Below are 23,194 nucleotides of genomic sequence, written 5' to 3' on the forward strand. Positions count from 1 at the left end.
ATATTTTTATTGGATTTCAATTGTTCTTTTCTGTTCATACATAATTATACTACACATAGCTATAATTTATCGCCTTATATCCCCATGCCTGAAGGCAGGGGCATTACGGCGATGGATGGTAAAATTCATGTTTTCAAAAGTAAAAAAACGGTTTTTTTTCTATTTAATTGAATTTTTAGAAAAACGGAGATAAAAAAAGGAAAAAAAACAAAATTTTTGGATAAAGTTTAGTTTTCTTTGTTATAAAAAGGGCAATGGTCATGGTAGTATTAATTGTCCTTTGGTTCTTCCTCTGTCCGCTAATCCAATCATTTGCTGAAGAAAGGTTACAGACCGTGGCAGCACATATTTCTGCCATGGAAGAAGGCAAACCACCGCCAAGAGCACTGCCTCCTATTAGTCAACCTGTTCCTGGTAGAGTTGCGCCTTCCTATACCCCTCCTCTTGAGGAATTGCTGAAAGCTGTTTCTCCGATTGCCCACAAACTCTCCGATAAAACAGCACTAGACCTTTTTCAATGTTTTCAACTTGCAGCCGCAAGGTGGAATCAGCTAAAGATAGACTATCAGGGTATGATTGCTCAGCAGGCCGTCGTATCCCAAACCCTTGCTCAATTTTATCCTCAAGTCTCTTTCTTAAATGAACAAAGCTTTCAAAACAGCGTTGGCTTTGCCCCAACTTTAGGGGGAATAGCCTTTGGAGTAGCACCTAGTACTTACTTTTCCTTAAATTCCCTCAGTGGCACATGGACTATTTTCAACAGTTTCCAGAATGTCAACCGGCTGAATGCGGCTAGGGCGACTGCCGCTTACTCCGCTTATCATATGGAAAGGGATTATCAACTTCTCTATGCTAATCTGGCTTCAGCTTTCTATAGTGCTTTGATGTACGAGGGGAGTATCGCCATATTGAACGATCAGATCGATATTCTGCAGGCACTTGTCAATGAATTAGAGTATAGGCAAAAAATTGGAAGATCGAGGCCAGCCGATGTGTTCCAAACACAAACAAATTTAGCGGCAACCGTAGCACAAAGGGAAAATTACAAAGGCTTCTATAATCAGTTTCTGGCTCTCCTTACCTATTATCTGGGGATTCCACCTGAAAAAATAAACATAAAAGACACCCAAAGCCTGCCTTCGACAAAGAACCTAGAAGAGTATCTTGCCCAGGTTGGTTCTAGGCCTGATGTATTGGCTCAAGTCCAACTGCTGCGCGCTCAGAAAGCCGGACTGGCTGTTGCCAGAGGTATGCTTGGCCCCACCATCTCGGTTAACGGCTTTTATCTTTTGACGCATGATCCACCTGTCCCAAACGTCTGGAATGTCAACGTGATCACTTCGATGCCCATCTTCAATGGCGGTCTATATACCTCAACGATCAGACAACAAGAGGCCCTTGTGCATCAAGTGCAACTGCAATTGGAAGATTTGAAAAGGCAAGCGGATGAAAATGTGCGTATTTCCTTTGCTCTCTTTAATGCTGCAATCAGTCAAGTGGTACAATTGAGAGAGGAAACAGAGGTGGGTGCCCTTTATTACGCTGCCCAAAGAGATGATTTTCAAAGAGGAGTGGCCGCTTTGCTGGATGTTCTTGTTGCTTTAAATACCTATCAAACAGCCCGACTCAATCTATTTCAGGCCGAAATGGGGGCGAGAATGCAATTGGTTAACCTCTTTGTGGCTGCAGGCACGGTACCGAGAAATCCAGAAGGATCTGCGATGCCGGTTCAAAAAATTATCAAAACGCAACCTGCAGAACTCCAGCCAATTGATTCTTCACAAATGTTATCAAGGTAAGGGATTTTGGCTGATTCAAAATTTTTTACTTGTGCGGAGCGCTAAGCCTGTTTAAGATGATAAAACGATTGTCTAGAGGAGGCCAAGTAATGACCTGTAATGGAGAAAAAATATGGAATATAGCGATTCTGAATTGATGGCACTGACGGCAAAGGGGGATGATGGGGCCTATGGTCTTCTTGTACAAAGACATTATCAAGCGATTTATGGAGCCGCACTGAAAATGTTAAAAGATAAGTTTCTAGCCGAAGAAATAACTCAGAAAGTTTTTCTTCAAGCCTATAGAGCCGCAGGCCGCTATGAACCAAGGGCAAAACTAAGGACCTGGTTATACACGATCTTACGAAGACTGGTTCTCAATCAATTTCGAAAAAAGGAGATCCAATCTACCCCTCTTGTGACGGAAAACGGCGAAGATAAAGATATAGCTACCTATCAGTCGGCAATGTCTCCTTTGGACCAGCTTGTTATGCAAGAGCAAATGGAAGGGATAGAAAAGATCATTGATAGCTTACCTCCAAGACAACGATTAGCCGTCATTTTGAAAAGCTATGAGGACCTTTCTTATGATGAAATAGCAAGGATTCTTGGGGTGAGTATTCCAGCCACAAAATCCCTACTTTTTAGAGCAAGAGAAACCTTAAGACTGTCTTTTCAAAAATGGGAGGCAAGCGGCAATAGAAAAGACTAAGGAAAGCAAAAACTTTTTCAGAAAATTTGTTTTGCCTATATAATAGATTGAACAGAAGGAAGCATGGCTTTTGAGCGTCAGAGAGTTAAAATTTATTTATCGATTCTTTTTGGCCTTTTGTTTTTTTCTGTAGCCACTTCTGGCATGGCTCGAGGGGGAGGAGGGAGAGGAGGAGGGTTTGGACATACAAGAGGACTGAAGCAACCCCATCCGACAACTGAAAAGATAAAACTTTATCGCTCAGCATCCACAACAAAAGCGGTTAATCCTCTTTTCCCTTCCTATAAAAGTTACCCTGCAGGCCTCCATGGAATCCGTCATCTCCGAGAATCTATTTTCCCTAGTTATACGAAATTTTCCTCTGGCCAATTTCTACAAGGCAATAGGCCTGGTTCGGCAACCATAATGATTTCTACCAGCTATTTGGGTTCAACATATATTGGACTAGGACGATTTGGGCCAACCTCTGGAATAAGCTATTCAAAAACAAAAAATGAATTTGTTCCTACTACGGGTATTACTGTACCTCCTTTTGTTTCTGCTTTGGCCACAGGTTCTCAACCACCTCGATAGCTATTTTTTCCTACTAAAGACAAAACACGCTATATTTTCAAATAAACAAATTTGTTTATGGATGGACTCTGATGTCTTAGAGAAAAAACGATAAATTGATCTTTTTATGACCCTTTCTGATCTTTCCATTCGCAGGCCTGTATTTGCGTGGATGTTGATGATAGGGTTAATTTTTTTTGGTATTGTTGCTCTTTTTAGATTAGGAATTAGTCAGCTTCCTGAGATCGATTTCCCGATTATTACTATAAACCTGCAATGGAATGGGGCCTCTCCCGAAATTCTTGAAACAGAACTTGTCGATCCCATTGAACAAGCAGTGATTTCGGCACAAGGGCTCAAAGGGATAAGTTCCTATATTCAATTGGGGCAGGCATCCATCATTTTAGAGTTTGAACTTGGCAGGAACGTCGATTCAGCCTTAACCGAAGTACAATCGAAGATAAGCTCGGTCAAATTACCAATGGATCCAACCCAGCAGGTGGGCATGCAACAGGTTCCCACTCCTGTTCCACAACCAATTCTTGTCAAAGATAATCCTGAAGAGCAGCCTATTTTATTGATTGGAGTCTTTGGAGAGCACAAGACACTTCATGATCTTGTCACTTTTGTGGATCTTGTACTGCATGACGAGTTACAAATTGTTCCAGGTGTTGGTCAGATTGTCTTAGCTGGTTATAATGTCAGAAATTTAAGAATTTGGGCCGATAGCAAAAAGTTGGCGCAGTACCAATTGACCGTTCAAGATCTTCAAACGGCGATTATGCAGGAACATGTGGAAGTGGCTGCAGGAGATCTTGAAAACCCGCAAAAGCAATTCAATGTGAGAGCCATGGGTGAAGGATTGAGCCCTGAAGAAGTAGGCAATATTCAAATTAAAAAAAGGGGCTCAGAGCTCATTTATAGATCGAACATACGGATAAAGGATGTGGCAGAGGTAGAAGATGGATTGGAGGATATTCGACGCATTGCGGCTAGCAATGGACAGACTATTATTGGGGTCGGCATAAAAAAGCAACCCGGAGCAAATTCCGTGGAAGTGGCTCGATTGGTCAAAAAAAAGTTATTGGAAATTCAACCCTTTCTTCCAAAAGGAATCCATCTCAGCGTAGTCTACGATAGAACAAAGCATATAGAAGATTCGATTAAGGAAACCTTATTTACCCTTGGGCTTTCAGCTGTTATCACCAGTTTGGTCTGTTATCTGTTCCTCGGAAGCTGGACTGCCACCCTTAATGTGTTGCTTTCTATTCCCACTTCTGTTCTTGGAACCTTTATTGTCATCTACTTTTTAGGTTTTACCTTGAATTTTTTTACTCTCCTTGGCCTTTCCTTGGCCATTGGGATTATTGTGGATGACGCGATCATGGTTCTTGAAAATATCTATAGGCACCGGGATATGAAAAAGAGTAGGGTAATGGCAGCCAGAGATGGGGCTAGAGAGATCACCTTTGCTGCCATGGCTGCTACTGTGGCTATTATCGCCATTTTTCTCCCTGTGGCTTTTATGAAGGGGGTCATAGGCAAGTATTTTTATCAATTTGGTCTTACGATTTCGGCTGCCGTAGCCCTCTCTCTGTTGGAAGCCATCACCCTGACACCGATGCGGTGTTCCCAAATTATGGATGACTCTTACCAAAGAAGAGGCTTAGCCTATATCGTCGATTATTCCTTCAAAAGTCTTGCCAAAGTGTATAAGCATCTTTTGAAGTTTTGTATCTTTTATCCCTGGCTGGTGATCCTGGTGGCTTTAGGTGTTTTTCTTTATTCGTTGAAACTTTTCAGTTTTCTCCCCCAGGAACTGATCCCCACTCAAGACGAATCTTCTTTCATTATTCGGATTCAAACCCCTGTAGGTTCGTCAATTTATTATACCGAAAGAAAGCTCAAAGAATGTGAAAAGCTCATTCTTTCTCATAAAGAAGTCGACAAAGTTTTTGGCGCAGTCGGAGGAATGATCCAAAGGACAGGAGCGACTGATGGGAATCTTGTAGATAGCGAAGTCAATGTTGGAACTATTTATGTCACCTTAAAAGATAAAAAAGAAAGGGTACTTTCTCAAAGGGTTTTGATGGACACCTTAAGGGAAGAATTAAATAAGATTAAGGATCTTCGGGCTACCCCACAAGATCTTTCCATTCGAGGATTTACCACTGGGAGGGGATTTCCTGTCGAATTGACTATTCGTGGGGAAGACTACAAAGTGCTGGAAAATATAGTACAGGAAGACATCGAAGAAATGAAAAAAAGCGGCTATTTTGTTGATCTGGACACAGACTTTAGAGATGGAATGCCTGAAGTCAGAGTCTATCCCGATCGATTTGCAGCAAACGCTTGTGCGATTCCCATTCAGAACATTGCTAATACAGTAGCGATCGCCATTGGAGGCATTGCCCAAGGACAATTCACTAATGGGGAAAGACGGTATGATATCCGGATAAGGTTACGGGGCGATGAAAGAGTAGGACCAGAAGATATCGCCCGGTTGGGGATCCGAACCAATACCAATGAGTTCATGCCCATAACTTCTGTAGCTAAGCTTCAGACTGTCCAAACCTATCAAACATTGACAAGAAAAATGCGAGAAAGAGCAATTACTATCTTTGCAAATGTTGCCCCAGGAAAATCCCAAGCTCAAGCATTGGTAGTGGCGAAAAAGATATGCAGCAAAAATCTTCCCAAAGGCTATAGACTTTTTCTGAGTGGTGGAGCTGCCTCCTTTGAGGAAACATTCCAAAGCCTCGTCTTCGCTATTTGGGTTGGCGTTGTCATCGCCTACATGGTTTTAGCCTCCCAGTTTAACAGTTTTATCCATCCTTTTTCTGTGCTCCTTGCCTTACCGTTTAGTTTGAGTGGGGCTCTGTTGGCTCTATGGTTTACTCACCAATCCATCAACCTTTACAGTATGATTGGCCTTGTTTTGTTAATGGGTATTGCCAAGAAAAATTCGATTCTTTTGGTTGAGTTTACAAATCAGCTTAGGTATAAAGGGCTCTCTATTAAAGAGGCCATATTAGAAGCGGCCCCAATTCGCCTGAGACCTATCCTTATGACTTCGATGGCGACGATTGCTGCCGCCATCCCTCCGGCTCTTGCCTTAGGCCCAGGGGCTGAAAGCCGTATTCCCATGGCGATTACCTTACTTGGCGGCATTGCTGTTTCCACGGTGTTCACTTTGTTTGTTGTGCCTGCAGCTTATCTTTTACTTTCTCGTTTTGAAAAGTCCAGGCCCTTAATGTTCCAGCCTCAGACTGCTCCTGTTGGAAAAGAAGAAGAAGAAAGTTTAGTAGAGAAAAAGGAATAAGCCTATTGACTGTGATGTTGTAAGCAAAGAGGAATCATGAGCTTTCCAGAATTTGCGATTCGCCGACCTGTAGCAGCTTGGATGCTTATGGCCGCATTGGTCTTTTTTGGGCTACTCTCTCTTTTTTCTCTTGGAATAAGTAGATTTCCAGATGTCACTTATCCAGTGATTACCGTAGTCACCCAGTGGCCTGGAGCAGCACCAGAAGTCATGGAATCAGAGATTGTTGATCCTTTGGAAAATGTACTTGTATCGGTCCAAGGAATCAAAGACATCGAATCGACTATGCTTCCAGGGATAGCCAATATCAAATTAGAATTTTATATCGATAAAAATATCGATGCAGCCTTGCAGGAAGTTAATGCTAAGGTCCGAAGCGTTCGTCTTCCCACCGATGTGAATCCGCCCCAAATTTTTAAAATCAATCAGGATGATAGTCCGATCCTCTGGCTTGCTGTCACATGGGATAGACCTCTTAAAGACCTTGTTCGATATGTGGATAAGTATATCCGAGATCGGTTTATGCTTGTTCATGGCATAGGCGATATTCAACTTGGGGGCTGGGCGGACAGAAATTTGAGAATATGGTTGGATAGAAAAAAACTTAATCAATTGCAGCTTTCTCCTACCGATATTCGTGACATGCTTCAGGCAGAAAATATTGAGCTTGGAGCAGGTTATTTGGAAAGTAAAACCAATGAAATCAATGTGAGGATAATGGGAGAAGCTAGATCAGAATACGAAATGCAGTCATTAGCCCTGAACCATAGGGCTGCAGGAGCTAGTGGCATTCCTATCACCGGGATTGGAGGCAGTCAGGGAGGAGGAATGGGGGTTACAGGTGCTGGAAGCAATCAGTTTTTAACCAATCCAGCCATGACAAGTGCAGCCTCAAATCTGCTTTCCAATACGCGGGGAGCTTCTTCCGTTTATATTCCTTTATCAACAGTGGCTTCTGTTGAAGATGGGATTATGGATCTTACCCGGCTTTCTCGTAGTGATGGCCAACCTGCCATCGGCTTGGGTATTCAGAAGCTTAGGGGGTTTAATGAAATTGCTGTGGCTAAAGAAGTTAAAGAACTTGTCAAAGAGCTTAAAAAAGATCTGCCTGCAGGGATGGCAATCGGACCACGTTTTGATTCTTCGGTGTATACCCAGGAAGCCGTTCATGAAACAGAATTTACTCTTTTATTGACTATATTTTTTACTGCTTCTGTCTGTTTGCTTTTTCTTGGTTCTTTTCGGACCACATTAAATGTCCTCTTTTCCATTCCCATTTCAATTCTAGGTAGTTTTATTTTTTTCAAATTCTTGGGATACACGCTTAATTTCTTTACGCTTTTGGCTTTGTCTCTTGCCGTTGGGATTGTTGTCGATGATTCCATTATGGTGTTGGAGAACATCACAAGACATAAAAATTTAGGGAAAGATCCGCAGACTGCAGCTCTGGATGGAGCCAATGAGGTGTCGTTTGCTGCCCTTGCTGCTACTCTCTCGATCGTTGCGGTTTTTTGTCCAATTCTTTTTGTAGGTGGAGTGGTGGGAAAATTTTTATCTCAGTTTGGTGTGGCTTTAAGTGTAGCTGTTCTCATTTCGCTTTTAGAGGCCTTGACGCTTGCGCCAATGCGTGTGGCAGAATTTTTAAATGTAGGAAAAGAAGAAAAAAAGAATTATTTCGAAGTTTGGCTTGACAAAGTTTTTTGGAAATTTGCTCGAATCTACAGAAATCTCTTAAAGCTTGCCCTTCAAAAAAGATGGGTAGTGGTGAGCGTTTCTTTTTTGATATTTTTCTTCTCCCTCCGGCTCTTTCCCGCTCTCCATAAGGAACTCTCTCCTTCTGAAGATATGGGTATAGCTTTAATCAGGATTGAAACGCCTGTTGGTTCTTCTCTAGAACATACCGGTGAAAGAGTCCGCTTTCTGGAAGAGTATCTTAAAAAACAACCTTATGTGGCTCATGTCTTTAGCAGTATAGGCGGGTATAGTGGAGGACAGGTTAACTTTGGAGCTCTATTTATTACTCTTACTCCACGAAAAGAAAGGAAGCTACGGCTTCAAGAGATCCTTAAAATCTGGAGAAAGGAATTCAAAAAAGCTGCCTATCAAGATCTGCATATAAAAATCATCGACATTAGCCAGAGTGCTTTTAGCTCTAAGAGAGGGACTAATATCGAGTTGAGCCTGTTGGGCTCCGAATATTCAGTTTTGAAAGAAGTATCTCAAAAAATTCTAAACGAGCTTGAGAAAAGTGGAATGTATACGGATCTGGATACTGATTATCGGGAGGGAATGCCAGAAGTGCAGATCATACCGGATAGGGACAAATGTGCGCTAGCCAATATTTCGATGCAGCAGCTGGTTGATTCTGTCCGCTATTCCATTGGTGGTGCTAGGCAAGGAATGTATACCAATGAAGAAGACATTCGTAGGTATGATATCCGAATCCGATTCATTCCAGAACAGTGGAGAGAGCCAAAAGATATTGAAGCGATACCGCTTTGGACCAATTATGGAGGAGAGCCTATCCATCTTAAGGATGTCGCTAGCCTGCGAGTCGTCCCCAAACTCATGAACATGACTAGGGAAAATAGGCGTCGGGTAATCACTCTTTTTGCCAATGTCAAACCGGAGTATAGCCAGGCCAAAGCCCTCGACTATGCGATGGAGATTTGCAGAAAATTCCTGCCTCCTACCTATTCTGTCCAGCCCGCTGGTGCTTCTCAAACAGCCAAAGAAACCTTTAAAGCTTTCCCCTATGCGTTAGGCTTTGGGCTCATCCTTGCTTATATGGTTTTAGGCATCCAGTTCAATAGTTTTCTTTTCCCTTTGATCATTCTCTGTGCCATTCCTTTTTCGATCACAGGAGCCATCTTTTCCCTTTATATTTCAAAGCTTTCCTTGAATCTTTACAGTGGAATAGGGCTTATTCTCCTCATGGGCTTAGCTATGAAAAATTCTATTCTACTGGTCGAATTTATTAACAAAAAGAGATTCGAAGATGGTTTCGAGACTTCTGCAGCGATTCTCGAAGCTGCTTTCATTCGGCTAAGGCCAATTCTTATGACTTCGCTAGCAACAATTTCTTCAGCGATTCCTGCCGCTCTTGGACTTGGCCCTGGAGCTGAAGTCAGGGTGCCTCTTGTTATTGTAGTTATTGGAGGCATCGTTGTTTCTACTTCTTTTTCCCTGTTTGTGGTTCCTTGTATTTATAGTCTTGCAGCAAAGATTGGTGGAAAACCACCAGTGGATTTAGAAGAATGGCCCGAAGCCCCAAAAGTAGCTTCCTTATGAGCTTCTTTTTTCTCTGCTTATCTATTCTTAACAATAGATGTCAAAAGGCAAATGGAAGATTAGAAAAATGTATTTTTGGCTGGTAAAAAAAGGAATAGAAGCTTGACAAGAGCCAACAGGCGAATCGCCATTGCGGTTTGTTTGCTTTGTCTACAGCAAGACCTGTTTTTCTCTTCTGTAATCGAAAGCTCAGGCATCTGCCGCTTGTCCAGTCCGCTGGTAGCCTTGACTGGCTTGTAGAATGTAAGGCTTGCGTTAGTAGTCTAAGTGCAGCACCCTTGTGGCCAACAAAGTCAGTTGGTTGGTTGTGTGGCTGCTAGTTTAAGGAAAATGTCTGCAGGAAAATTCCTATGAAGGATAAAATACTGAACCTAAAATGCTTCTACTTGAAGCTTCCCGTGTGGACACCTTTCTATTTTTAGACTTTAAAACCGACGCCTCTTCACATTTGCTTTTAAAAAAAGCATTTTTCTTTCCTCTGTTATCCAAGAATCCTTTTTTCTTAACTAAAGGTATTCAAATTTATCAATATTTAGAAAATAAAACCCATATATAATTACTTATCTATATGAATATCAAAGAGATGATAAAAATAAAAATGTCATAAAAAAGTCATAAAGTTGCCATAAATAATTTACATAACTGTCACTATCTTTTGTCTTTTTTTTTAGGGTAAATAAGAGGTCGTGTTCTAACAGATTTCGTTTCGTTATAATGTCTAGGAGGAATCTAGGAGGAAAAATGATAAAAAAGAGGAAAAAAATTTGGATAATACTTTTCTTGTTGGCCTTTACTAATCTCAATCTTTTTGCTCTTGATGATGAGGATTTTACTACTAATAATCCATCATCTAATCCCCAATATAACGGAGAAAATCAATCTGGGCAGCAAAAATCCAAACAAAATTACATTCCAGTTTATAATCAAAGGGAATCGGCTAGCGGCAGGATAACAATGCCAGAGGTGACTGTACAAACCGAAGCTCCTCCAAGCGCAATTGAAACCTTTGGTGCTCCGAATGCAGCGGTTCTTCCAACTGAACAAGGTCCTGTATCTTCTACTTATGGGATACCCATGAGCGTAATGGAGACACCCCGGCAAGTGACTCCTGTTAATCCTACCCTGCTAAAAGCTGCAGGAACGGTTTACCAGGGCTATCTTGATCCCCTGAGCGTTTCTCAGATTCTTCCGACCGCTTATACACAAATCAACTGGGGGATGGGAAATGCGATCACTATTCGCGGAAGACAAGCGATTCCATATATAAACGGAATTGAAATGACTCTTCAAAACGATGCAGTGGCTGGAGTTCCTTTTAGCTGGAATATGGTTGAATCAATGGACATTACCGAAGGACCTGCCAATGCGGTTTTTGGCGCAACAGAGCCTACTCCTGGTAGTGTGAACTATATAACCAAACAGCCCTATTTTGACAAGTTTAGAGGATATATATGGGATACCACAGGCATGTATAGCCAATATCTTTGGGGGGCTGATGTGGGAGGCCCAGTCAATGATAAAGTGGCCTGGCGTTTTAGCTATATGGGGCAGGAACAGGGGAGTTATTATAATAACATTTACAACAATCAGCAGAATTTCTATGCAGCAATTGGAGCCAAACCTTACAAAAATTATACAGTCGATTTTTATGCTGATTTTGGAACCTATTCCTTTATGCCTCAGTTAGCTGATCAAATCAACAGACCAACGAATGCACTCATCGATAACGGACTATATACAGCTGGAATGCTTCCTCCTGGAGCACTGGCTGGAACTTTAATAAGTCCTTTTTTTGTTCCTGTTAATCGGAGGGCGGATATTGTAAACCCTGCAGGTGGGGGCAATGGGATGACTGGCATGCTTCAGCTTATCCAACGGATAAAGGTTTCAGATAATATTGAGATTGTGAACAATACCTTTGCATGGTATACGCGTAGCTCCTGGATCGAACCTTCGTTGTATATAGCTGCTTATCTATCAGGGGACTATGAAGTGGATAACAGAACAGAAATAAGAGTTAATTTTGAAACTCCCTTAGAAGCTGCTGCTCCGGAGAAGGGAGCAAAAGAAATGAAAGAGTATAAAGAAACCTCCAAAAGCGAAGGAGATGAAGAGGTTAAAAAATCCTTTTGGGAGGGAGCTATCGGCGAAATGTTAATGCGCCATAACATTGATGCAGGCATTGAATGGCATTATCAAAGAAACCTTGACTATGTTGGAGATGCTTTTTGGAATGCAGGAAATGTCTGGAGCATGATGACAACCAATCCCTATAGTTGGAACGCAGTCTTTTTGGCACCTTTTGCAAAAGCTGTTAATAATCCGAAAGGACCTGCGGGTGGGGAATGGCAGATTCCTGGAGCTCCTCCTGGATGGTTTTATGAACCTTTAAATGGCGCTGCTGGAAGTACGGATTGTAACTATTGGACGGTCAATCCCTTTTATCAGCATAACATTGACTGGACAAGCAAGTTTAGCCTGCTATTTGGAGCGAGAGCAAATTTTTACTTTGTCGATGCTTCCACGCCTCCTGGACCAGTTGGAGCTCCGTTTGCACACTTTAGCACAGCGGCTTTTGCTCCTCTTGTAAACATAAGCCCGGTCTATAAACCCTTTCCATGGATGACCGCCTATTTTGATTTTAACTGGCTTCAGACCACCAATGCTGCGGTCATTGGAGGATATGCTCCAACGTTTGCCCCAAATTCTTTTAGCGAGGTAAACCAGCTGATAGAAGGAGGACTGAAGTTTAACATTCTTAAAGACAAGATGTATATCACCACTGCTGCTTTTACTCAAAATCAGATCCTCAATAATTTCGGGTTTTTGCCAAATGGGGCTCCTTTGCCTGCTACCCCTACGAATGTAGAAGGTTTTGAGATAAATGCTTCTTATCAGCCTGATCGTCATTTTTGGGCAAGGTTGGGTTACATTTACATGAGAGCGGTTGAGGAGTGGTCGAGTTTTCCTCCTGGACTCCATGGGCCTGTATTGAGGCAGTTGACACCCATATTGCCTTATTATACTGGAGTGCCCATAGCTGGAGGACCATTCATCAATGGACCCTTTCCTATCTCTGGTACGATGCCTTCCTCCAATTATCCTTTTATTGGATTTCCTGATCAGTATTTTAGCGGTACAGTAACTTATACCTCTGACGTTGGCCTTGGAGTAACTCTTGGAGCCATAGTAATGAGTGATCAATACCTCAATTACTTCTATAATACAAAAATTCCAACGCAGTTTATATTAAATGCTCAGATCTTTTATACTCAGCCTAAGTGGGAAGCAAGGCTTTATTTGTATAACTTTACAGATGAAAAGTACTGGTTGCCTTACGGTCTTGGATCGGCAGGTTCGCGTGCTTTCAATATGAGCAGCATTATTGCTGGTTGGCCATTCTGGATTGAAGGAACGGTGGCCTATAAATTCTAAAAACAGGATAAAAAGAATTAAGAACAAATTTCCCCTGGCGATTATTATATAAAAAATCCTCCTTCTTCATCTTCCTCAATTGGGTTTTAGAAAAATCGCCAGGGATTTTTTTTATTGTTAGAGAATCTTAAAAGTATTCAGTAGAATTTCTTTGTTGTAGGAAGAATAAGAGGTTGATAATCTGTTGCTTAGTGATTGTGTGATATGATAGGATGCTTGGCTTTTATACTTGGCTTTTTTCTTGCGGCGCTTCCGACTGGATTACAAGAATTTCAAGCTGGCCTCAATGCGCAATATCATAAATCTTATGAAGAAGCAATAGTGCATTATACGCAGGCAATCGATTCGGGGGAGCTTTCTAGGGAGACTTTAGCCATAGCTTATAATAATAGGGCCGATGTCTGGTTTGCTCTAGGGCATTATTATAGGGCTATTTCTGATTATAATAGGGCTATAGAACTCCATCCTCAGCCAGACTATTTCAATCGACGAGGTATCGTAGAAGCCAAATTGGGGCAATATGAAAAGGCTATCAAGGATTACTCTCAATCCATAAAAAGAAATAGATCCAATGCCTATGTCTATAATAACAGGGGCTGGGCTTTTTATAAAAAAGGAAATTATCTTTCCGCAATCAAGGATTTCAATGAAGCGCTTCGACTGAAATCCGATTATGCCTTGGCTTTCGACAACCGAGGTTGGGTCCATTTTAGAAAAGGAGAAAGAGAGGAAGCTCTCGCTGATTTGAGTCGTGCTATTCAGTTGGAACCGAACAATCCAGAATTTTATAATGACCGGGGAATTGTTTTGACCGATTTGGGAAGATTTGATGAGGCTATAAATGATTTTAATAGGGCACTTAACCTAAAACCTCATTTTACAGAAGCCATAAAAAACAAGGAAATAGCCTTAAAAGGGAAAAAAGGGATAAAGCTAGAAGCCCTTCATTCTCTAATTTATTGGAAATAAAGCAGCAGGGATTTTCCCTTTTGTGGCGTCAGCTGACGCAGCAAGGCCATGCTTTGCATCAGAATTTGGAAGGTTTTAAGGGATGGTTCACTGTTCTGTATATTCATCGAACGGCTAGTAACTGTCCGAACCGAAATAGACAAAATCTAGAGTTGCTAAACCCAAAAGAAACACTTAGGTTAAGGAAAGATGACTCTGCAGGTACAGTATCTAGGGTTTACTTTGCGGTCTCCCTTAGTGGCCGGGGCTTCTCCTCTTTCCTCTTCTCTTTCAGGAATTCAGCAGTTAGAACAAGCTGGAGCTGCAGCCATTGTTTTGCCCTCCTTGTTCGAAGAGCAGATTGTTAAGGAAGCAATTGCTGAAAAACAATATACAGATTTGAGTGGTAAGTATGCAAAGTTTTCTACACTTGAAGATTATTATTTTAGCCCAGAATCTTATCTCCATTTGATAAGAGAAGCAAAAAACAAAGTACAGATTCCAATTATTGCAAGCCTCAATGGAAAATCTCCAGGATGGTGGTGCCGATTCGCCAAAAAAATAGAAGAGGTAGGGGCAGATGCCTTAGAGCTCAATATTTTCTGGATGCCTACAGATATGGATCAATCGGCTGATTCCATCGAGATGTTTACACTAGATATCGTGCGTCTTGTTAGACAAGAGATACAGATCCCTCTAGCGGTAAAAATTAGCCCCTTTTATACAAATGTGGGCAATATGGCAAAGAGGTTCCAGGCTGCAGGGGTTAACGGACTTGTTTTATTTAATCGATTTATGCAACCTGGAATAAATACAGAAAAGATAGAAGTTAAAAGCCAAATGCTGCTAGGCACAAGCCGGGATACTTTTCTTTCTTTAAGATGGATTGGAATCTTATTCGATCGCTTAAAAGTGGATCTAGCAGCCACAGGGGGTGTTATTGAACCAAACGATGCTATCCAGTTGATTTTAGTGGGTGCGACCGTGGTCATGCTTTGTTCTGCTCTTTTAAAAAATGGGCCTGAACATCTAAACATCATGGAAAAAGGGCTAGTTAATTGGATGGATAAGCATGGCTATTCTTCCTTAGAAGAATGGAGAGGTTTATTGAGCCAGAAGAGATGTCCAGATCCTGAGACCTTTGAACGGGCCCAATATATCAACTCTCTTATTTTGGATAGGGAAAAAGGAAATGAATATTGGTAGTTAAAGAAGAAGGAAAAGAGAGAGAAAGGTGTAAAACTGTCCTTTTTCCCTCTCCTCTATTGAATAAAAGAGAGCCTGCCTCGAATTTCAGTTATCTTCCTAAAGGCTATCAAGCTTCAAAGAGAGAAAACCTATAAGTGGTTCATGGTCCAATCTTTAAGTAGTTTTCCATTGATCTTTGCCAAGGCTCTTATGGGGTATAGTTTTGTTTTTCTTGTGTTGCTTTTCTTTATGCGGTTTTTTTAATTACGCATTTACATCCCCAAATGCATTTGTTCACCCTTCCAAGGGTTTTCATAAGGTAGGGAAAGGGAAGTCAGAAGAAAAAATCTTTTTGATTTTTGTGCCGGTGGAGGGAGTCGAACCCACACCCGGTTGCCCGGACCAGATTTTGAGTCTGGCGCGTCTGCCATTCCGCCACACCGGCAAAGCTTCTAGCCAGAGAAAATTACATTATATATCTTTTTAAATCTTGTCGAAAAAAAAACAATGCAGTTGCTTTAAGTTCTTTTTTTCTCAAGATGATGCCAGGGAATGAAGAACCGATTCGCGACCAGCGTCGGGATAATAGCTGTGGAAATAATTACTGGAATTAAAATCGAATACTGTCTTGGAGAAATAATCTCATGAGAAAGCCCATAGAGACAGCAAATTACATTAAAGGTTAAACCAGTCGACATAAGCAAGGTAGTATAGGCTGCTTCTTGCACTTTCTTTCTTTTTACTAAAAAAGGGAAAATGCTAATAAATTTTGAAAGCTGTTGCAGAATGAAAAAAAGGAAAACAGGCAAAAAGCTTTTTGTTAATTCAGTTAAATCGACAAATGATCCCGCTCTAATAAAATAAAAGGGAGTCAGCAAGCCTAGCGTTACGGTACGAAGGCGTTTAATAAAATCATGGTATTGTTCAATCGATCCTGCTAATGTCATCCCTATGATATAGGCTGGTAAGACAGCTTCTGAACCTGCCCATACGGCAACACCTCCAAGGGCAAAAAGGAAAAATAGGAGGTATTTTATTTCTAACTCTGAGGGCTTGTTTGCGTAGTATTTTAGAAAAACAGGGGTGATTTTGGGTAAAATGAGGGCACAAATGAGGACTATCCCTGTTAATACCCCCGTTTTCCAACCGAAGGGAGCAAAAAGGAATCCCAGTAGAAGCACGGAGCTAAGATCATTGATAAAGCAGGCTACTAGGAGTCCCTTTCCATAGATTGTCTTGTTCAGTCCCAGTTCCAGAAGAACCGTATACATAACGGCAACTGAAGTAGCAGAGAGAGCAATTCCAGCAAGAAAAGCGGCTCTCCAGTTCCACTGAAAGATGGCGTGGGCAAAAAATGAACAACTGAAAAAGGGGACAAAAATAGTCAGTAAGCCAATAAATGTAGCTTCCTTCCATTGTTTTCGAAAAGAAGTTGGATCGAGCTCAGAACCAGCCATAAAGGTGAGCATAATGGCTCCTAATCCAGCAAGAAAAGTAATCCAGCCTTCTTTAGGATTTAGTCCTGTTTTGCCGAAGAGAAAAGTAGCTAAATATTGGCCGAAGATGCCAATTATTATTTCAATGAGTGCTGCAGAGACCCTAAATTGAAGAGCTAGTAATGCAGAGAAAATTGCTAAAGCGATCCAAAAAGAAGCTAAGAACCAAGTATGCTCCATTGGAAAACCCTTTATGTGTTGAATCTTTTTCTTTATCAAATTGTTCTCGTAGGAGTTATCACTTCTTAAAGAAGAAGGGTTTTCCAAAAGATTGGATGGTAAACTCCATTACCAACTGTTTTTTTTTAATAACCAAAGGGAGGCATGTCAAGACTTGGAAGATCAATTTTTTTAGCTTTCATTTTTTAATAACTACAGAAGAGCGTATTGCATTTGTAGAATGATTGGATTGATTCAGCGAGTAAAGGAAGCGGCTGTCAAGATAGAAGATCGATTGGTTTCTTCTATTGGAAGAGGCATTTTATTATTTTTAGCTGTTGAAAAGGAAGATGAGGAAAAAAAAGCCGATCAGATGATAGAAAAAATCCTGCACTGCAGAATTTTTCCGGATGAGAATGGAAAAATGAATCGATCTCTTCTCGATATCAATGGAGAACTATTAATAATTCCTGAATTTACCCTTGCGGGCGAATTTTTAAAAGGCAAAAGACCTTCCTTTCATCATGCAGCTCCTCCAGAAGAAGGTAAAATACTTTTCGATTATCTTGTGGAAAGAGCGAAAAGTAAACATGGCTTAGTCAAAAAAGGCTGTTTTAGAGCAAACATGACGGTATACTTAATAAATGAGGGCCCAGTCAGTTTTTGGATTAGGACATGAACTTTATCTTTATCCGAAAGAAATAGGCAGAAAAAGGGCACACGGTTTTTTGGTTTTATGTCCAATATTGCCATAGAAGTCAAAAACTTAAGGAAAGATTTTGGGAAACTCGTGGCTATCGATCAGATTTCATTTTCGATTATGGAGTCTGAAATTGTTGGATTTCTTGGGGCAAACGGAGCAGGTAAAACCACGCTAATCTATCTGCTTTTGGGGTTGTTGACACCAAGCTCAGGCACTATACGGATATTTGGCTTCTGTCCGTTATCGGCAAGAAATGAAATCCTTTCCTTTTCCAATTTTGCATCTGGGTATATTAGCCTTCCTTCTAATTTAACTGTTCGAGAAAATCTTCTTGTTTTTGCTCTCCTTTATCGGGTGAAAGAACCAGAGCTAAAAATAGACTTTCTTTTGGATCTGTTGGAAATTACGCATCTGCAACATAAGGTAACTGGTTTTTTGTCTGCAGGAGAGTTGACTAGAGTTTGCCTCTGTAAGGCTTTATTGAATGATCCAAAGCTGTTGTTTTTGGACGAACCAACAGCCGGACTGGATCCAAGCATAGCCGAGAAGGTCTGTGAGCTTTTGTTAGAACAAAGAAAAAAATCTGGAGTCACAATCATTTATACGTCGCATAATATGCGGGATGTGGAAAGACTCTGCGATCGGATTATTTTTATGAAATCGGGAAAGATCATCACACAGGGAATTCCTCTGGAAATAGTGCAGGAGTTTAAACAGAGAAATCTAGAAGAACTGTTTATTGAGCTAACTAGGAAATAAATCAATGAGTCTAGAGAGAATATTGGGTCTATTTTTACGTTATACCTACGTGTATAGACGAAGTTGGATTCGAGTTTTGGAGTTTGTTTTTTGGCCCGTAATGGATCTTCTTGTTTGGGGATATCTGACTCTTTTTCTTTCTAATGCAGAGAAAAGCTTTTCAAGTCCATTTCAATTTTTAATCGGTGCGATGATTCTTTGGGATGTGCTCTACAGAACTCAGCTGGGGATAACAGTATCTTTTTTAGAAGATGTCTGGTCAAAGAATTTAATCAATCTTCTTGTGACGCCAATAACTATTCAGGAATTTTTTATAGCGATTTTTCTAGTGGGAATCTTCAAGTCTCTTTTAATTCTTGGATTATTGGGATGTTTAGCGGCTCTATTCTATCATTTCCATTTGACGCAGATTGGCTTCTATTTATTACCGCTGATTGGGAATCTTTTTCTAATGGGTTCAGCTTGTGGTGTTTTAACCATTGCTTTATTATTGCGATGGGGACAGGCTGCAGAATCACTTGCATGGGCTATACCTATTCTTTTTCAACCGTTTGCGGCTGTCTTTTATCCGCTCTATGTTCTTCCTAAATGGATCCAACCCCTTTCGTTTCTTGTCCCTGCAACGCACGTTTTTGAGGGATTAAGAGGTGGGCTACAAGGGACCTATTCCTATAGCCACTTGTTTTGGGCAACCTTTTTAAACTGTTGTTATTTATGCTTTTCTTTTTTCCTTTTCAAGCGCTTTTTTTTAAGTGCTAGAGAAAAAGGACTACTTGTTAAAATTGGAACTCAATGAACCTTTTCGCTGTTTGTCCATTTTCTTTTCGCTTTCTTAATGGCTTCTTTAAAGGCTTCTTTTATTTTAAAGAAAAGCTCGAGCCCATCCCTTCTTTGAGCGGGAGAGGTTCCTTTTCCTGCTCCTTTATTTTCTTTTCGGAGGGGCTAGCACCCAGAAAACTACTAAAGAGGGTAGCACCGACCAGAGCCAGAATCCATCCTCCAAAAAGGAGGAAAAGCACGATAAATCCGACGAGTGTACCAATAGAAGAAACCAAAAAGGCAATAATATCATTTATATTCATAAATCCCTCCATTAATTAGTAAATATTATGAATAAAAGTACATTAAAAGCAAATAAGAATATATAAATATTACTCAAAATGTGTGCGAAGGAAAAATACTTGAAAAATGTTTTTTGAAAATCATTTTATCTACAACTTAAAAAGAATTACAACTATTTTTTTTTATAAAGAATAAGTAATGCTTTTTTTTAAATATATTAATAAAATCAATTGTTCTATATATGACAGAAAAATCAATTGAAGAGAAAGCGAACGAGATTATTAATGAAAGGCTAGAAGAAGATCGAAAAAAGGAAAAGTGGCTATTTCATGTTTCTTTTTCGATCATTTTGATGGCTGTATTGGGAACGATTGTCACGGCGGATTCCGAAAATAGTGTGACAGAAGCCATTATATTGCGTAATGAGGCAGTTCTTTATCAGGACAAAGCGACGGATATGTGGAATTTTTTTCAAGCAAAATCCATGAGAGAAACGGGGTATCGTATTGCCAATATTTTAAATCCTCGGCCTGAATTTGAACAGGAACTGAAGAGGTATCAGAAAGAAAAGAGCGAAATAGAGCAAAAGGCCAAACGGCTAGACGAAATGGTTGAGGAGAGAGTAAAAGCCAGCGAACGCTATTATAGGAAACATCATATTTTCAGAATGTCAGGAATTCTTGTTCAGGTTGGAATTGCTTTGTCTTCTGTTTCTGCCTTGATGAAGAAAAAAGTGGTATGGTATTTAGCAATATCCCTGGCTACAGGAGGACTCATTGTATTTATAACAGCCTTGCTACGATGAGTAGCCTTCTCCATCTGCTTCTAAAGGGATACTAAAATGGAAATATCCATTTTGCTATTTTTAGGAAGATATCCTTCATGGTAGTTTCTTTTTCTATATCATGTTTCTGAAAGTCCCGGTTCGGGGAAATACCAAGAGATTGAATGGGAGCTTGGAAATGTTTTTCTACAGTTTCTATGACATAAGAATAAAGAAAAGAAGCTAGGGTCTCACATTCCATGGCAGATTTTTGCAATTCAGTGGTTGTATCTGCTTTCGGTTCAACAAGGATACAAAGAGATCCAGTAAAGAGATCTTTCCCGTAGCCTGAAATTTTTTCGGTCCATTTCCCCTGATTTTCATAGGCCCCTATTAGGATTTGTAAATCTTCTTTTTCTGCTTTCAATTCTATAAAGCCATAGGTTTCAGATAGCCTAAAAAAAAGAAGAAGCTTATTTTGAAAAAAACTCTCGTAGACAGCGGGTAATTTTTCTATGGAAGGAGGGAGGCTTTGGGAAAAGTCAGTTTCTAGCCTTTCTTTGAGCAGGGATAAAGCAGAAGCCTTAGCTTTCAAAAGCAGTGGGAAAAGTAGCAGAGACTTTGGGGACAACGGAGGCAAAGAGGGCCAGGCTGATCGGAGAACATAGGATCCATTATGAAAGGAAGATTGATAGAGGAACCAGCCTGAAAGCAGGAATAGTAAACCAACTCCATAGTAGGGAACAAGCAGTAGCCCAAGTATCCACAACAGTCTGACCCAAGTCATCATGTCGATTGATTTGAGCCTGACTAGCTTATTTTTTTCTAACCACAGTTGCCAAGGAAAAGCCCTTTTTTTATGAAAGTGACAAAGAGAAAAAGGAGAAGCCACATCAGGATATTTCATCAGGATAGTCTTGACAATCTGTTTGACATGCTCTTGGCTGGGGTCTACCACTCGGAAATGTTTTTTACGTTCCATTATGGCCATCGTGATGTCCACTTCCTGTTCAAACTGCCGAAAAGGGGTATAGATAAACTGAAAGCGAACGGAGGAACGAGCAATGATGTCTTTAGATTTTGGATGGGGAAACTCTAGCCTATATTCTAGCCAAACGGTTGCTTCTAATGGTTGAGATCTTGAATGAGAAGCTTTCGTGCCATACAAAGCAAGTTCTTCCTCCATCCAGAATGCAATCTGTTGCGAAGTCTTCAGTAGTTGAAGAAAAGGATCGGTTGGAGTCTCTTTATCAAGCCCACTCGTTTGAGACAGTGGGGTTTTAGTTTCGGCTGCGGTTTTTTCCTCAACCACTTGCTCCTTCTTTTCCTGTTGAGCCTCCTGAATTAGTCTTCCGAGTGGTTCCCAATCTTTAAGGTCCTTGTGCCATGCAAGGGTTTGGGTATTTATTGTTCCTTTTTCTAGCAGCTGAAGGATCTCCTCCATTGAAAAAGGCCCCTCTTTTTTGCCAGATTGAACGATATAAATTTCCATAGCCATTTTGTATCTGTCTCAGGAATCTTTCAATGGGCTATAAAGACAGAATGCTAATTGTTATATAGTTAAAATTTTGGGAAGGAAAAAGTTTCCCTATAAAATACGCAAAAAGAAATAAAAGAAAAGAAAATTAGAATAAAATGGGAAGAAAGACTTGGCTTATAAAATGCAAAAGCGGCTAGCTTATGATTCCATACTTTTTCTCCTACTTGCCAGCCATTTGCTTCTATGATTAATTACCCAATCAAGAAGTGCTTTTTCAAAGCCAATATCGTATCCCTTTTTTTCGCTTTCAATCCATTTATGTTTTAGAATTTCTTCTCTTTCCAAAAGAAATTCTCGATAAAGAGTCGAATATTTCAGTAATACCGATATACACTCTGTCTCTTTATTTTCCTCCATTCCCCTCCTCCAAAAAAAATTTTAAGCTAATATGAGTCAAAAGTTGCGATTGAAATTATAGTATTTTTAAAAGAGGCACTTTAGATTTTTATTTTAAAAAGTCAATAATTTTTTTAGCTGCTTCTAAAAAAACCTTGCTTGTTTGTCTATCCGGGTCTGATAAAACGATGGGCATGCCATGATCGGAAGAAATCCTCAATTCGGCTTCTATGGGAATTTCTCCTAAGAATGGAACCTTTAGCTTCTCGGCTTCCCTTTTGCCACCCCCGGAACCAAAAAGATCGTATTTTTTATTGTCACTAGGACAAAGGAAATAACTCATGTTTTCTAAAATTCCTAAAATTGGGACATTGACTTTTTTGAACATGGAGACAGCTTTTCTGGCATCAACAAGAGCTACTTCCTGAGGGGTTGTAACGATTACTGCCCCTGAAAGACGAACGGTTTGTACGATTGTCAGTTGGATATCACCCGTACCAGGGGGTAGGTCGAGCACTAAGAAATCTAGATTTCCCCAATCGACGTTTTTTAAAAATTCCTGAGTATAGCGAGTCACTAAAGGACCTCTCAAAACGGCTGGTTGATCGGATTCAAGAAGAAAGCCCATGCTCATTAATTTTAATCCATATCGTTCGATAGGTATGAGCTTCTCGTCAACAGAGATTTGAGGCGATTCAACCGTTCCAAACATCATAGATATACTTGGTCCATAAATGTCACAATCACAAAGCCCGACATGGAACCCGATTTTATGAAAAGCACAAGCGAGGTTGGCTGCAACGGTGGATTTCCCCACACCCCCTTTGCCACTAGCTACAGCGATAAGGTAGTTGATTTCAGATCCTTTTGGAGCCATTCTCTGCGTGAGGGGAGCTTCTGGCCTTTTGATGGCAACCTGGATGTTGCTGATCGCTGTCAGGGAGGATAGAGTGGCTTTAATTTCTCTTTCCAATAGTTCGGGAATGTCGGGATTAGGGCTTGAAAGCTCCAGTTTTATATAAATGCTTTCTTCTGTCGTTTCGATCTCTTTTACTAGACCAAAAGAAACGATGTCCCTACTAAATCCAGGGTAGCGAACTTTTCTGAGTTGGTTTAAAATATCTTCTTTTTTTAATTCTGGCATAAGACA

At 40.5% G+C, this 23,194-nt stretch carries 17 protein-coding genes, 1 tRNA gene and 1 riboswitch; of the genes, 12 read left to right on the top strand and 6 right to left on the bottom strand.

The features are described 5' to 3' along the window. Positions 1–260: 260 nt before the first annotated feature. The 8 genes from A7Q09_RS03415 (at position 261) to A7Q09_RS03450 (ending at position 15,244) form a co-directional block, all read left to right on the top strand. On the top strand, positions 261–1,799 hold the full coding sequence (locus tag A7Q09_RS03415) for a TolC family protein (RefSeq protein WP_244228486.1): 1,539 nt from the start codon (positions 261–263) through the stop codon (positions 1,797–1,799). 112 nt (positions 1,800–1,911) lie between these two features. Further along, positions 1,912–2,490 carry an RNA polymerase sigma factor gene (locus A7Q09_RS03420; RefSeq protein ID WP_134389908.1) on the top strand — a complete coding sequence of 193 codons (579 nt, stop codon included), beginning with the start codon at positions 1,912–1,914 and terminating at the stop codon, positions 2,488–2,490. Positions 2,491–2,553: 63 nt separating this feature from the next. Beyond that, complete coding sequence (locus A7Q09_RS03425; RefSeq protein WP_134389909.1) at positions 2,554–3,063, top strand: hypothetical protein; 510 nt, start codon at positions 2,554–2,556, stop codon at positions 3,061–3,063. Between the two features lie 106 nt (positions 3,064–3,169). Continuing rightward, positions 3,170–6,364, top strand: a complete 3,195-nt coding sequence (locus A7Q09_RS03430; RefSeq protein WP_134389910.1) for an efflux RND transporter permease subunit — start codon at positions 3,170–3,172, stop codon at positions 6,362–6,364. A 36-nt stretch (positions 6,365–6,400) separates the two neighbouring features. Next, on the top strand, positions 6,401–9,655 hold the full coding sequence (locus A7Q09_RS03435; RefSeq protein WP_134389911.1) for an efflux RND transporter permease subunit: 3,255 nt from the start codon (positions 6,401–6,403) through the stop codon (positions 9,653–9,655). Positions 9,656–10,396: 741 nt separating this feature from the next. Beyond that, a complete protein-coding gene (locus A7Q09_RS03440; RefSeq protein ID WP_244228487.1) occupies positions 10,397–13,090 on the top strand; it encodes a TonB-dependent siderophore receptor in 2,694 nt (897 codons plus the stop codon). A gap of 204 nt (positions 13,091–13,294) precedes the next feature. Beyond that, entirely contained in the window at positions 13,295–14,059 is a 765-nt protein-coding gene (locus A7Q09_RS03445; RefSeq protein ID WP_134389913.1) for a tetratricopeptide repeat protein, read from the top strand. A gap of 189 nt (positions 14,060–14,248) precedes the next feature. Beyond that, entirely contained in the window at positions 14,249–15,244 is a 996-nt protein-coding gene (locus A7Q09_RS03450) for a dihydroorotate dehydrogenase-like protein (protein WP_134389914.1), read from the top strand. A 344-nt stretch (positions 15,245–15,588) separates the two neighbouring features. Here the strand turns inward: A7Q09_RS03450 and A7Q09_RS03455 are convergent. Next, positions 15,589–15,671: transfer RNA gene (locus tag A7Q09_RS03455), tRNA-Leu, on the bottom strand. A gap of 73 nt (positions 15,672–15,744) precedes the next feature. Continuing rightward, positions 15,745–16,902 carry a cation:proton antiporter gene (locus A7Q09_RS03460; RefSeq protein WP_134389915.1) on the bottom strand — a complete coding sequence of 386 codons (1,158 nt, stop codon included), beginning with the start codon at positions 16,900–16,902 and terminating at the stop codon, positions 15,745–15,747. Positions 16,903–16,944: 42 nt separating this feature from the next. Beyond that, positions 16,945–17,024: riboswitch (Fluoride riboswitch) on the bottom strand. Between the two features lie 98 nt (positions 17,025–17,122). Here A7Q09_RS03460 and dtd point away from each other — a divergent pair. Genes dtd through A7Q09_RS03475 form a run of 3 tightly spaced genes read left to right on the top strand, consistent with a single transcriptional unit; the run spans position 17,123 to position 19,139 of the window. Beyond that, positions 17,123–17,560, top strand: coding sequence for a D-aminoacyl-tRNA deacylase (gene dtd / locus A7Q09_RS03465; protein ID WP_134389916.1), 438 nt, complete (start codon positions 17,123–17,125; stop codon positions 17,558–17,560). A 57-nt stretch (positions 17,561–17,617) separates the two neighbouring features. Further along, a complete protein-coding gene (locus A7Q09_RS03470) occupies positions 17,618–18,343 on the top strand; it encodes an ABC transporter ATP-binding protein (protein ID WP_134389917.1) in 726 nt (241 codons plus the stop codon). 4 nt (positions 18,344–18,347) lie between these two features. Beyond that, the gene (locus A7Q09_RS03475) at positions 18,348–19,139 is read left to right on the top strand and encodes an ABC transporter permease (RefSeq protein WP_134389918.1); all 792 of its coding nucleotides are present in this window, start codon (positions 18,348–18,350) and stop codon (positions 19,137–19,139) included. A 61-nt stretch (positions 19,140–19,200) separates the two neighbouring features. On the opposite strand, the gene A7Q09_RS03480 is transcribed toward A7Q09_RS03475, so the two are convergent. Then, positions 19,201–19,425, bottom strand: coding sequence for a hypothetical protein (locus A7Q09_RS03480; protein WP_134389919.1), 225 nt, complete (start codon positions 19,423–19,425; stop codon positions 19,201–19,203). Positions 19,426–19,646: 221 nt separating this feature from the next. On the opposite strand from A7Q09_RS03480, the gene A7Q09_RS03485 reads away from it, so the two are divergent. Beyond that, positions 19,647–20,210 (top strand): DUF4337 domain-containing protein, encoded by a 564-nt coding sequence (locus A7Q09_RS03485; RefSeq protein WP_134389920.1) that lies wholly within the window; start codon positions 19,647–19,649, stop codon positions 20,208–20,210. A gap of 31 nt (positions 20,211–20,241) precedes the next feature. On the opposite strand, the gene A7Q09_RS03490 is transcribed toward A7Q09_RS03485, so the two are convergent. The 3 genes from A7Q09_RS03490 to A7Q09_RS03500 form a co-directional block, all read right to left on the bottom strand. Further along, positions 20,242–21,660, bottom strand: a complete 1,419-nt coding sequence (locus A7Q09_RS03490; RefSeq protein WP_244228488.1) for a DUF4339 domain-containing protein — start codon at positions 21,658–21,660, stop codon at positions 20,242–20,244. A gap of 186 nt (positions 21,661–21,846) precedes the next feature. Then, the gene (locus A7Q09_RS03495; protein WP_134389922.1) at positions 21,847–22,065 is read right to left on the bottom strand and encodes a hypothetical protein; all 219 of its coding nucleotides are present in this window, start codon (positions 22,063–22,065) and stop codon (positions 21,847–21,849) included. Positions 22,066–22,153: 88 nt separating this feature from the next. Next, positions 22,154–23,188, bottom strand: coding sequence for an Mrp/NBP35 family ATP-binding protein (locus tag A7Q09_RS03500; protein ID WP_134389923.1), 1,035 nt, complete (start codon positions 23,186–23,188; stop codon positions 22,154–22,156). Positions 23,189–23,194 lie beyond the last annotated feature (6 nt).

The organism is Methylacidiphilum sp. Yel, from assembly GCF_004421185.1.
Taxonomy (GTDB): domain Bacteria; phylum Verrucomicrobiota; class Verrucomicrobiia; order Methylacidiphilales; family Methylacidiphilaceae; genus Methylacidiphilum.